We start from the raw sequence: 11,923 nt of genomic DNA, 5'->3' as shown, positions 1-11,923 counted from the left end.
GCGCCAGGTAGTGGGGGGGGGGTGTGGTGGGGGTGTGCCGCGCCCCCCCCCCCGTCGGCGGGGGGCCGCACCCACCCCGCCCCCGCGCCGCCGGCCCCCCCCCCCACTGCAGCCCCTTCCCTTTCGCGCAGCGAAGGGGAGGGTTGGGGAAGGGTCGCTTTTTGCTGGTAACGCCCCTGCCGAGCATGGCTCGGCACTACCTCAGAGCGGGCCACGCCGAGAGCACCGCTGGCTCCTGCCCTACCCGCTTGCAGGCGCGGGTCGAAATACCATCGTTCAAGGCAATCCGGAACAACGGTGCCACACTGCGCAGGACCCGCGCTGCCACCACCGATTGCAGCTGTTGCCCGCGACTACGGCCAAGCAGCTGCACCGCCCACTCCGGCAACAAGGCCGCGCCCGCCGCCAGAAACACATCGCGCGACACGCCCGGCAGCGGTACCGGCAAGCGCACCTCACTGAGCACGTCCAATACCTCACGCGAACGCTCATCCATGCTCAGCTGCGATTGCTGCGCCAGGAAGTAATCACGCACCTGCGCTTCGCTGGACGGCACATCGCGCGCGCCCAAGGCCTCAGCCACGCGCCGGTATTCGTCGTAGTAGCGATCAGCAATGGCGGCTGGAACTTCGCGGCAATAGCGCCGGCAACCTTCCAGAAATCCATACGCTTCGGTGACATGCACCCAGGTCAGCAGCTGCGGATCATCGGCGGCATACGCGCGGCCGTCCGGCAACTTGCCTACCACCTGCGCATGAATGCGTCGCACCTTGGCGATCAGCTTGTCGGCCTCGGCCGCTGGCGCATAGCTGGTACCGGCCACAAAGCTGGTGGTGCGGCGCAGCCGCCCAACCAGGTCCTCCCGAAAATTGGAATGGTCGTAGACACCGGCCAGCGCACGCGGGTGCAGCAACTGCAGCATCAGTGCGCACAGCCCGCCCGCCAACATGCCGGGGAACTCGGAATGAATACGCCAGGTGACGCTACCCGGCCCAAACCAGCCCGGATCGCCCAGCGGCGTGTCGTATTCAACGCCATTCTGGTTACGTGGAAAGGCGTCCAGCACCCAGCGGCGGATATGGGCGGTGGCGGCGGCAGAGACGGGGCTGAACAGGGATGACATGGCGCCTATCGTACCGGTCCAGCTGCGCAGCTGGCTGACTTGAGCTGTCGATCCGGCACCCGTACAGCCGCCGTCAAGGCCGGCCTCCAGCTGCGGATACCGCATGTGCGGATGCAGCAAAGAATTCAAGGAAAACTGAAGCGTCCTTTGGCTTGGACGATGACGCACCGCAAAATTTCCACGCTGTCAGAGTGACGCGACAAACGCCGCTGGTCAGTTCTTCGCACTGCCCCCATTGCCAAGCACGACGAAAGTGCTAGAACTGAGCCTGCCTGACCGCTTCAACCTGCATCCGTCGCTCGTTCCAGCAAGTATCTGCAAGGAGCTCACCATGATCGCACTGTTCAAAGGTTTGGGATTGTTGTTGGAAGACAACGAGCTGTACAACAGCCCGTTCGAGAAACAGGTTGATCATTGGAAGAATCTGAGCGATCAGCAGATACGCGAGGAAGTGTCGGTGCTGGCCAAGGCCAAGTGTCAGTGGCTGATGGCCTCGATCGTGCTGTGGCAGGCATCGTCACTGCTGATTCTTGGCTTGATCACCAACTACCTGTGGCGCGATGACTTCCATATCACCTTCACCCGCGTGGTGATCGTGCTCGGCTCGTGGGTGTCGATCCTGTTCGTGATCTGGTTCATGGCCAACATGTTCGACCATACCGCAGGTTTCGAGCGCTGGATGAAGGCCTTCAACAGCCGCGCCCGGATCAGCTCCGACGCCGACAGCGTGGATGAAGTGGCCGAAGCGCTGGAAATGGCCAAGCACTATCCGGAAGTACTGGATTATAAGCAGGCCGTCACCAGCACCCGCGAGCTGCGTCATGAAGACGTGCGCATCATGCGTGAACTGGGACGCATGCGGCAGCATTCGGAACTGGTCGGCAAGCTCAATCACATCGGTGACGATGGCTTGCGACTACAGCCCGCGTTCTGAGCCAGTCGCACGCTCTGAAACCCATCGCCGCGCTCGTCGCGGCGATTTTATTTCTGCAGGGTCACCTGCTGGGAATACCCGCTGGGCAAACCACTCAGCTGGCGGGTGGTGCCGACCACGACAACAAAATCGCCCAGGCTTTCGCGACGGCACAGCTGGGCATCGCCAGCAACACTGCAGTGCTCGCGGTACAACAGGTAATTGCAGCGACCCGTATCACTCTGCAGGCACTGGAAGCGGCTGACGCCGTTGCTCACTGTGGTGCGGCTGAGCAGGCTCTGTTCACCGCTGATGCGGGTTACCGAGGTCTGCCCGGGTGTTTCATGGATGCCCAGCATCGACAGCAGGCTGCCGATCAAAACTGTCAGGTAATGCATGGCAATACTCCGGCAAGCGGGGGCGGCATCACATGCCGCGGAACAGACTCATGAAGGGTTGGCTGACCACCAGCGTTTCACTGCGCTGTTTCAGCCGTAATACGCCGCGGCCACTGTCATCGCGGCTCACCGCCGCCACCGCCTTCATGTTGACGATGGTGGCGCGGTGGATCTGGCGGAAGCTGTTGGCATCCAGGGCGGCCGTGAGTTCGCGCAGTGAGCTGCGCAGCAGCAGTTCTTCCTCGGCGGTGACCACCACGGTGTATTTGCTGTCGGCGCGGAAATACAGCACTTCGTCCAGCATCACCAGGCGGGTTTCGCGGCCATTGCTGGCGGTGATCCAGGCCAGCGGTGGTGCAGCCAGCGCTGCGGCAGGTTGCCTTGCCAGTTGCTGCAGCAGCCGCTCCAGTACCCCCGGGTCAGCATTACCGTTCTGTCTGCGCGCCAACACGCGCTGGCGGGTTGCCAGCAGGCGCTCATCGCTGACCGGCTTGAGCAGGTAGTCCACTGCGCCCTGCTCGAACGCGCTGATCGCGTACTGATCGTAGGCGGTAACGAACACCACCTCGGTCTGCGGACTCAGCTGCTGCAGCGCGCGGGCCACATCCAGCCCGGTGATGCCGGGCATGCGGATGTCGAGGAAGGCCAGGTCGGGCTTGTGCGTTTCCAGTGCTTCCAATGCGGCGGCACCGTCTTCGCACTCGGCGACGATGTCGAGCTCCGGCCACAGGCGCTGCAACTGGGCGACCAGCGCCTGCCGCAGCAACGGCTCGTCTTCGGCAATGAGTGCTTCAAGATGCACGGGGCAACTCCGGCATGTTCACTGCTGCCTGCATCGGTGCGCTGTTCGCCGACGCTGTTGTCGGTGCGACAGCAGCCATCGGCGGTGGCGGCGATACAACGCGCTTTGGCAGGCTGATGGTCGCGGCCATGCCGCTGGGGAAGTTGGAAACCAGCGCAAGCGTGGCCTGTTCGCCGCAGCTCAGGCGCAGGCGTTCACGCAGGTTCTTCAGGCCGATGCCGGTGCCGCTGTTGTCGGTGCTGATGCCTTGGCCGTCGTCGGCGACGGTGATCGTCAGTTGACCATCCAGCTCGCGCGCCAGTATCCACACCGTACCGCCACCGCTCTTGGGCTCCAGGCCATGCTTGATCGCGTTCTCGACCAGGGTCTGCAGCGACATTGACGGCAGGCTGACGCCATACAAGGACTCGGGCACATCGATCTGCAGGTTGAGTCGCGAGCCCATGCGGATCTTCAGGATCTCCAGATAGGCCTGCACGCGCTCCAGTTCCTGACCAAGCGTGGACACCGATTGGTCGATGCCCGGCAGTGAGCTGCGCAGATATTGGATAAGGTGCCCAAGCATCTGCTCGGCACGGGCCGGATCGCTGCGGGTCAGTACCTGGGCGTTGGCCAGCGTGTTGTAGAGGAAGTGCGGTTCAACCTGCGCATGCAACAGGTTCAAACGGGCCACGCTGAGCTCCTTTTCGGCCTCGGTGCGTGCAGCCTGTGCGCGCTCTTCGCGGCGCTGCTGGGCGACCTTGCCGCTCAAGGCGTGGGTGATGGCTTCGGCGTTTTCGTAGTTGCTGCCTTCATCCAACAGCCACAGGTCAACCCAGGCGCCGGCATCGGGTTCGAAGAACAGGGTGACGCTGCTGGTATCCGCGCCGGGAATGACGCGGGCGGTGATCTGGTTGTGCTTGATCGCCAGCCGCGCCATCGGATTCCAACGTGACGGCGGGCGCTCGCCATAGGGATCGGCGCGACGCTGGGTGGCACGCAACTGCAAAGTACCGATTGAGCGCTCCAGGCGTTCGATACGTGGCATCTGCCCGATTACCTGCTCCAGCAGCGCGAATGCAGTGGGCGCATCCAGCGGCAGCTCGACCTGACGGCGATGGCGATTGGCCAGCGACTGTGCATCCAGGCGATCAGCGATCAGGGTGACCCGGCGGATATGGCCGACCACGGCAGTCAGCGCGAACACCGCCAAAGCCATCGCAGCGAGGCCGAAGATCCAGCCCGGCGACCGGTCCATGCCACTGAACAGCCCGCTCCACAGGAACGCGGCGACGAGGATCGTCAACGCCCAGGCGGCGAGTATGCGGAAACCGAGAAAGAGGCTGGCGAACATGGGGCAGTCACCGTAGGGATTGGGGTCGAGCATAGGCGCCGCCCGTCAGGCTGCAAGCGGCCTGCGACGAAACCCGGAAAAGGGCGACCGAGCCCGGATTGGCGGGGATGGAACAGCTCGGCGGTTGTAGGAGCGGCGTAAGCCGCGAAGCCGGCAGCAATGACGGGCCAGACAAGCCCGCAATCAGATGATCGACGTGCTTCGCGGCTTACGCCGCTCCCACAAATCCGACCTGCATCACCGGGACTGCCATGTGGCCGGCAGCGCCCAACGCGCCACACCATCGCCGCACAGGCCGATCAACGCGTCACCCTGCGGCGCCCAGTGCAACTGGCGCAGATCCCAGCAGGCCGAGCGGCTGGGATTCAATGACAGCGACTGCCCCGACTCAAGATTCCACACCGCCAGCACCGGGGTGCCGCCATCGTTGCCGCCCAAGGCCAGCAGGCGCCCGTCGGCCGAGGCCGTTGCCGCATTCAATGCGTTCAGGCCGGGCATTGCCAATGAATGCCGCAGCTTGCCGCTGGCCAGATCCATCACATGCATGCCCGGATCGCGCCTGTTGCCTTCCATCAGCACGAAGCCGACCGCGACCCAACCACCTTTGGCCGAACCCAACGGCGCTGGCACCCACTGCGCCATGCCGGTGTCGTCATTGCCATCCACCTTGCCAAAGCGGCGCGGCAACTTAAGTACACGACTGACCCGACCGGTCGAGGCATCCAGTTCGGTCAAGCCAGCCGGGTCCTCGATCCAGAAACCCTGCCCCGGTCCGTCCCAGCGCACCGGCTTGACCAGCGAGTTGCCGGGATAGCCACCAACCACGCCCTGCCGTGTCGCATCGAAGCGCTGCGCATAGATCCATGGCGCACCGTCGGCCGATGGGGTCGCCTGCGGCTGCAGCACGCGCAGCACATCACGGATCACACCACCGCCGTCCAGTGCATGGTCGTACGGCACCGGCCTGCCTTGCGTGTCATGCGTCCAACTCCAGCCGCCGCTGATCGGCTGACGCACACCGGCTGCCCAGTGCAGCGGATGCGCCAGCGCTCGTTGCTGGTCCAGGCTGTATTCCACGATCTGCTGCTGTACCGCCAGCCAGGCATTGCGGCCCTGCGGGTCCACGCTCAGGCCAGCGCGACCGGCATCGGCGCTGGCTTGCCACAGACGCTGCGGCTTACCGCCCATGCCCGGTGCCCAGCGCCACAAGGCCTCGGGATAGCTGCTGAGCAGGAGCACGCTGCCATCGGCCAGCGGCCGAATGTTGTAGTAGTCACCACTGCCGAACGGCAGCAGACGTTGCGCCGCGGTTGCGTCCTTGTTGCCGCCCGGCGCCGTCAAATCCGGTTCGACGATGCGACTGTCTGCCTGCACTGGCTGCTGCCAATCACTGGCGCTCACGCCGATCTGCAGGGCTGCACCGGGCAGCGCGCGCACGGCGTCGTACACCGGCGTGAACACCGCCTCAGGCACGCGGCGACGGCTCAGACGTGGCGAGGGCCCACCGCCCATCACGTTGAACTCGCGCAGCTGGTCGACGATGCCGCCGTTCGGATTTGGCCAGTCGTCGGTGCGGCTCAGGGTGATGACCGTAGCCGGCTTGCCCAGTGCTTCGTCGACCTGCATGACCCGCACTTCGACTGTGCTTTTGGCGCGACCAAGTACACCGTGTTTCTGTTCGGCGCTGGCCTGCCAGCTGGCGAAGCTGCCCTGAAGTTCCGCCAGCTTGTCGCTCATTGCATCGACTGTGGGGTCACGCTGCAGGCGCTGCTCGCGCAGCGGCAGTTCCTCGGCCAGCAATGCGCCCTGCTCCACCGCCGTACGCAATGCAGGCATGCGGTAGCGACCGATGAAGTCGGCCTTCAGCTCAGGACGGCGCGCGATCAACACATTACCCCAGCCGTGATCCATATACGCCACACGGGTACGTTGCACCGGTGCGTTGAACTTGCCCATCGCTGCCAGGCTGGCTTGTACCACCGGCAGCACTTGCTCGAACGGCAATGCCACCAGCAACTCGACCTGCTGCAGCGGGCGTTGGTTCTTTGCCAACAACGGCGTCTGCAGGGCCGAAGGCAGGCCTTTCTCCGCTTCCTGTTCGGCTGTGGGCAGCAGCTGCCAGTTTGTCGGCAAGGGCGCGGCGGAGGCCAGCAACGAAGAGGTGATGCCGACCAGGCACAGGATCGCGCGGCAGCCGCTGGTGTTTGTCATGGGTCTTCCTTGGTGGTGCTGTGACTGGATTCTTGGGGACTGTATGTATTTAGGGGTCCCCGACCCTGACCCCAACCCCTCTTCCGGAGGGAGAGGGGCTTGTAGTGCCGAGCCATGCTCGGCAGGGGCTTCACCGGTAAAGCCTCAAGCGCGGGATCGCTGCGTTCTAAAGCAAAAGCTGCCCTCACCCCAACCCCTCTCCCGCTAGCGGGAGAGGGGCTTCAAGCCTTCAAGCCTTCAAGCCTTCAAAGCCTTCAAAGCTTTCAAGCCTTCAAAGCGCTCAAGCCTTACTTCCGCTCAGCCGCACTCGCATCACGCGTCGCGCGGAAACTTTCTTCCGGGCTCCAGTTCGGCCAGTCGCGCGAGTTGGCCAACTTCTCGCCCAGGGTGTACAGCACTTCCAGGTCACGCGCGGCACCGGCGAAGGTCCAGTCGGCCTGCCATTCGTCGCCCTGCTGGTGGTAGCGCTTGGCGGTGTATTCGTCGGAGGCTTTCTTGCCGGCGGCTACGCCACCGTCGATCCAGTCCTGCCCTGCGCCGTAGGACAGCGCCGGTACGCCGCGCTTGGCGAACGGGAAGTGATCGGAGCGGAAGAACAGGCCGGCTTCCGGCTTGGTGTCCGGGGTGTAGCGAATGTCCCAGGCCTTGGCCACGTCCTTGAGCTGGTCCAGCAGTTCCACCTTGGCGGTACCGTAGATGCCGAAGTCGCGCGATGGGCTGTACGGCGACATGCCGTCCATGTTGATCACGGCCACGGTCTTGGCCAGCGGGTACAGCGGGTTGCTGGCGTAGTACTCCGAGCCCAGCAGACCCTTCTCTTCCGCCGTTACCGCGAGGAACACCACCGAACGCTGCGGCTTGGGCTGGGTGGCAAAGCCACGTGCAAGCTCAACCAGCGCGGCAGTGCCCGAGGCGTTGTCCATCGCACCATTGAAGATGCGGTCGCCGCGTGCGTCCGGCTCGCCAACGCCGATGTGATCCCAGTGGCCGGAATAAATCACGGTTTCGTCCGGATGGGTGCTGCCTTCCAGACGTGCGACCACGTTGTGCGAGGTGATGACTTCGTTCTTGACCTGGTAGTTGGCCGAGAAGGTTTCGCCCTTCAGCTCCACCGGCTGGAAGTCACGCGACTGCGCCTGCTTCTTCAGCGCTTCGAAATCCAGACCGGCGCGCTTGAACAGTTCCACCGCCAGATCGCGCTGGATCCAGCCTTCCAGCGCCGGGTGCGCCTCGGCCGGGTTCTGCCGGACCACGTCGAACATGGTGTTGGTATTGGAACCAGCCACCGTCGCCCAGCCATAGGACGCTGGTGCGGTTTCGTGGACAATCAGCACGCCGGCCGCGCCCTGCCGCGCGCCCTCTTCGTACTTGTAGGTCCAGCGGCCGTAATAGGTCATGCCTTTGCCATCGAAATCGCCGGCACCGGTTTCAAAATCCGGGTCGTTGATCAACACCACGGCGATCTTGCCCTTCAGATCCACACCCTTGAAGTCGTCCCAGTTGCGCTCCGGCGCCTTGACGCCATAGCCCAGGAACACCAACGGTGCGTTGCTGATATCCACCGCGCTAGCGCCGTTCATGGCGGCACGCACGGCGATTTCCTGGCCCTGGGTCAGCGTCTGCGACTTGCCCTGGCTGCTCAGCGACAGCACCGGCTTACCCACGATATCGCCCTTGAGCAGCGGCACGGCCTGGGTCCACAGGCGCTTGCCGTCCTGCAGGTCGCCGCCCGGCTGCATGCCGGCAGCAGCGAACTGCTTGCTCAGGAAAGCGATGGTCTTGTCCTCGCCGGCGGTGGCCGGGGAGCGGCCTTCATAGGCGTCTGAGGAAAGCTCGCGGACGTCGGCCGAGATGCGTGCGCCATCAAACTTGGGCGGGGCGGCCATCAAGGCCGTGGATACCGACATCGCCAACAGGCTGATTACGACTCGTTTCACGCTGTACTCCAGTGGTAAGGCAACCTTTGGAGTGTAGCCAGCCCAGCACGCTGATGTGCAGTGTCTTATTGCAGGGTTGCCGCACGACTCAGCAGGGCCTCGCGCTCGCGCGCATTGCTGCTCAGCGCAGCGGCCTGCTTGAATGCCTGCCGCGCTTCAGGTGCACGTCCAAGCCGCGCCAGCAGATCACCGCGTACGGCCTGCAGCGGCGCGTAGTCCTGTAGCTGCGGGTCATCGATCAACGCCTGCAGTAAGCTCCAGGCCGGCGCTGCACCGTGGGCCTGCGCTACCGCCACAACACGATTGAGCTCAACCACCGGTGACGGCATCACCTCAGCCAGACGCGCATACAAGTCAGCAATGGCCTGCCAATCGGTCTGTTCGGCTTGTCGTGCGCGTGCATGGCAGGCAGCGATACCAGCCTGCAATACGTAGGCGTTATCGGCACCGCCCAACTGCACCGCCTGATCCAACGCGGCTTGGCCACGTGCAATCTGCAGCCAATCCCAACGGCTGCGGTCCTGATCCAGCAACAGCACAGCCGAGCCATCGGCCGCGGTCCGCGCGCGCAGCCGTGAGGCTTGCAGTTCCATCAAAGCCAGCAGACCGAGCACCGATACCGTGTTGGGCATCAACCCAGTCAGCACCCTGCACAAGCGCAGCGCTTCTTCGCATAGCGCCGGCCGCATCCAGTCCTCGCCACTGCTGGCGGTATAGCCTTCGTTGAATACCAGATAGACCACGTCCAGCACCGACTGTAGACGCGCGGAAAGTTCATGCAGACGCGGTACTTCGAACGGTACCTTGCGCTCGGCCAACAAACGCTTGGCACGGACGATGCGCTGGGCAATGGTGGGTTCGGGAACCAGATAGGCACGGGCGATTTCGGTAGTGCTCAAGCCGCACAGCAGGCGCAGGGTCAGCGCGACCCGTGCATCAGCAGGCAGTTCCGGGTGGCAGGCAACAAATACCAGCCGCAGCAGGTCGTCACCGATGTCATCCAGATGGTCGGACTGATCCGCGCCCATGGCGTAGTCCTGTTGCTCGTCGCTGACCTGCGCCTGCCGCTGCGCATGCAGGCGCCGCTGCCGCAGCCGGTCGATCGCGCGCCGCTGTGCGGCGGCCATCAACCAGGCGGCTGGATTGTCCGGGATACCTTGCTTTGGCCAATGCTCCAATGCCGCGACCAACGCGTCCTGCGCCAGTTCTTCGGCGCTGTCGAGATCGCCGAGCATGCGTGCCAGGCGCGCAACCAGACGCGGCGACTCCATGCGCCAAAGGGTGTCCAGCAATCGTTGCAGCTGTGGATCGGTCATGGGCTGCGATCAGAGCATCGTGGTGCGATTGCTGCAAGCAGGAAGTGCAGATGTAGCAACGGCGGTAGTGCCGAGCCATGCTCGGCAAGGGCCTGCACCAGTGATGCAAAAAGCCTCCCCTCACCGGCCCTCCCCTCTGCCTTCGGCGCAAGGGAGGGAGCGCGTCTCACAACTACACGAACGGCTTGAACCCGCCCCAGAACATGCGCTTGCCATCGAAGGGCATGTCCTTCGGCCCCATCCCGGCCAGGCGTGGATCGGCCATCGCCTTGGCATTGACCTTGTCGCGGTGTGCACGCGAGCGGAACACCACATAGGCGAACACCACCACCTCGTCCTCTTTCAGCTTCACCGCCTGCGGGAACGAGGTGCGCTTGCCCGGCTTCACGTCCTCGGCCACCGCTTCGACATAAGCCAAGGCGCCGTGCTCCTTCCACACTTTCCCGGCCTTGCGCGCAATGCGCTTGTAGTCATCGATCTTCGCGCTGGGTACCGGCAATACATATCCATCCACGTAAGCCATGATCGTCTCCTGGTTATTGGCCCGGCTCGCCATCCATATGGGCGATTTCCCACAGGTGGCCATCGAGGTCGGCGAAGCCGCGCTGGTACATGAAGCCGTAATCACGCGCCGGCATTGGCTCGCTGCCACCGGCGGCCAGGGCCTTGTCCACCAGCTCATCCACCGCTGGCCGGCTGACCGCCGACAAGCAGGTGATCACCTCGGTCTGCTTGCGCGCATCGGTCAGCGGTTTGTTGGTGAAGGTCTGGAAGAACGGCTCCACCAGCAGCATCACGAAGATGCTGTCGCTGATCACCATGCAGGCCGCGTTGTCATCGCTGAACTGCGGGTTGAAGCTGTAGCCCAGCGCAGCAAAGAACGTCCTGGACGCCTGCAGGTCACGGACGGCGAGATTGACGAAGATCATCTGCGGGTTGCCCATGCTCAGCCCTCCGTCGGCATCGGCTTCATGCAGTTGACCATCCACGGCTTACCGTAGCGGTCCAGCAACATTCCCCAGCGGTGTGCCCAGAAGGTTTCGGCCAAGGCCATCTGCACCTGCCCGCCTTCTGCCAGGGCTGCGAACACGCGTTCTGCCTCCTCGATGCTGTCAACGTCGACATTGATGGTGGTGGCGCTGCCGCCAGCGCCTTGCGGACCATCGGCGGCCATCAGCGTCGCGCCGCCGGCTTCAACCTGACAGTGCGCGACCTGATCCGCTTGCGGCATGAAGCCGCCGCAACCTTCCGCGTCCATGTCCGGACTGGGCGGCATGTCGCTGTACTTCATTTCCGATACAACCGTGCCGCCCAACGCCTTGGCGTAGAACGCCATCGCCTCGTGGGTCTGGCCGTTGAAGCCCAAAAACGGAATCAATTTCATTGTCCTGCTCCTGCTGCTCGGGGTTGGGTTCAGTTGTTGCGTTCGATCTGCTCGCGTAAACGCTGCTCCTGCGCCTGCAATTCCGGAGTGAAGGCGTCACCGAAATCTTCAGCTTCGAAGAACGGACGGATTTCCACTTCCACCGCACTGCCGTTGGTCGGGGTGAACGGGGCACGCTTGAGCCACTCCACCGCCTCGTCCAGCGAGCGCACCTGCCACAGCCAGAAGCCAGCTACCAGCTCGCGGGTCTCAGTGAATGGGCCATCGATGACGCTGCGTCCTTCGGCGGCAAAGCGCACCCGCGCGGCCTGCGACGTGGGCTTCAAGCCCTCGCCGGCCAGCATGATTCCGGCCTTCACCAGCTCCTCGTTGAAGGCTCCCATCGCGGCGATTTCCGCCTGCGTTGGCATCACCCCGGCCTCGGTCTCGGGGGTCGCTTTCACCAGCACCATCACTTTCATCACCATGCTCCGTTGCGGGCGGCATGCCCGCTACACATCAGGTAC

At 63.9% G+C, this 11,923-nt stretch carries 12 protein-coding genes; 1 reads left to right on the top strand and 11 read right to left on the bottom strand.

The window, feature by feature from the left end:
- Window positions 1-196: 196 nt before the first annotated feature.
- Window positions 197-1,123 (bottom strand): oxygenase MpaB family protein, encoded by a 927-nt coding sequence (locus tag ACVOLR_RS03520; protein ID WP_481535206.1) that lies wholly within the window; start codon window positions 1,121-1,123, stop codon window positions 197-199.
- 331 nt (window positions 1,124-1,454) lie between these two features.
- Here ACVOLR_RS03520 and ACVOLR_RS03515 point away from each other — a divergent pair, with 331 nt between their 5' ends.
- A complete protein-coding gene (locus ACVOLR_RS03515; protein ID WP_481535205.1) occupies window positions 1,455-2,057 on the top strand; it encodes a hypothetical protein in 603 nt (200 codons plus the stop codon).
- Window positions 2,058-2,104: 47 nt separating this feature from the next.
- Here ACVOLR_RS03515 and ACVOLR_RS03510 read toward each other — a convergent pair whose 3' ends face one another.
- From ACVOLR_RS03510 to ACVOLR_RS03465, 10 genes are all read right to left on the bottom strand, one after another.
- Complete coding sequence (locus ACVOLR_RS03510; protein WP_481535204.1) at window positions 2,105-2,434, bottom strand: hypothetical protein; 330 nt, start codon at window positions 2,432-2,434, stop codon at window positions 2,105-2,107.
- A gap of 28 nt (window positions 2,435-2,462) precedes the next feature.
- Window positions 2,463-3,236: a LytR/AlgR family response regulator transcription factor gene (locus tag ACVOLR_RS03505; RefSeq protein ID WP_481535203.1), complete on the bottom strand. Its 774-nt coding sequence runs from the start codon at window positions 3,234-3,236 to the stop codon at window positions 2,463-2,465.
- The gene (locus tag ACVOLR_RS03500; RefSeq protein ID WP_481535202.1) at window positions 3,226-4,569 is read right to left on the bottom strand and encodes a histidine kinase; all 1,344 of its coding nucleotides are present in this window, start codon (window positions 4,567-4,569) and stop codon (window positions 3,226-3,228) included. The genes ACVOLR_RS03505 and ACVOLR_RS03500 overlap by 11 nt, the downstream gene beginning before the upstream one ends.
- Window positions 4,570-4,806: 237 nt before the next feature.
- Window positions 4,807-6,780 (bottom strand): hypothetical protein, encoded by a 1,974-nt coding sequence (locus ACVOLR_RS03495; protein WP_481535201.1) that lies wholly within the window; start codon window positions 6,778-6,780, stop codon window positions 4,807-4,809.
- A gap of 287 nt (window positions 6,781-7,067) precedes the next feature.
- The gene (locus tag ACVOLR_RS03490; RefSeq protein WP_481535200.1) at window positions 7,068-8,717 is read right to left on the bottom strand and encodes a M28 family metallopeptidase; all 1,650 of its coding nucleotides are present in this window, start codon (window positions 8,715-8,717) and stop codon (window positions 7,068-7,070) included.
- Window positions 8,718-8,782: 65 nt separating this feature from the next.
- Window positions 8,783-10,033 (bottom strand): RNA polymerase sigma factor, encoded by a 1,251-nt coding sequence (locus ACVOLR_RS03485; protein WP_481535199.1) that lies wholly within the window; start codon window positions 10,031-10,033, stop codon window positions 8,783-8,785.
- Between the two features lie 172 nt (window positions 10,034-10,205).
- Window positions 10,206-10,556 carry a DUF1428 domain-containing protein gene (locus tag ACVOLR_RS03480; RefSeq protein WP_481535198.1) on the bottom strand — a complete coding sequence of 117 codons (351 nt, stop codon included), beginning with the start codon at window positions 10,554-10,556 and terminating at the stop codon, window positions 10,206-10,208.
- Window positions 10,557-10,569: 13 nt separating this feature from the next.
- A complete protein-coding gene (locus ACVOLR_RS03475) occupies window positions 10,570-10,983 on the bottom strand; it encodes a VOC family protein (RefSeq protein ID WP_481535210.1) in 414 nt (137 codons plus the stop codon).
- The gene (locus ACVOLR_RS03470; protein WP_481535197.1) at window positions 10,980-11,417 is read right to left on the bottom strand and encodes a VOC family protein; all 438 of its coding nucleotides are present in this window, start codon (window positions 11,415-11,417) and stop codon (window positions 10,980-10,982) included. Before ACVOLR_RS03470 ends, ACVOLR_RS03475 begins: the two co-directional genes overlap by 4 nt.
- A 29-nt stretch (window positions 11,418-11,446) precedes the next feature.
- Window positions 11,447-11,878 (bottom strand): YciI family protein, encoded by a 432-nt coding sequence (locus ACVOLR_RS03465; protein ID WP_481535196.1) that lies wholly within the window; start codon window positions 11,876-11,878, stop codon window positions 11,447-11,449.
- Between the last annotated feature and the right edge of the window lie 45 nt (window positions 11,879-11,923).

The organism is Stenotrophomonas sp. STEN030 (genome assembly GCF_056759995.1).
The sequence above is the reverse complement of the archived record's forward strand: the minus strand, read 5'-3'. Positions and strand labels throughout refer to the sequence as shown.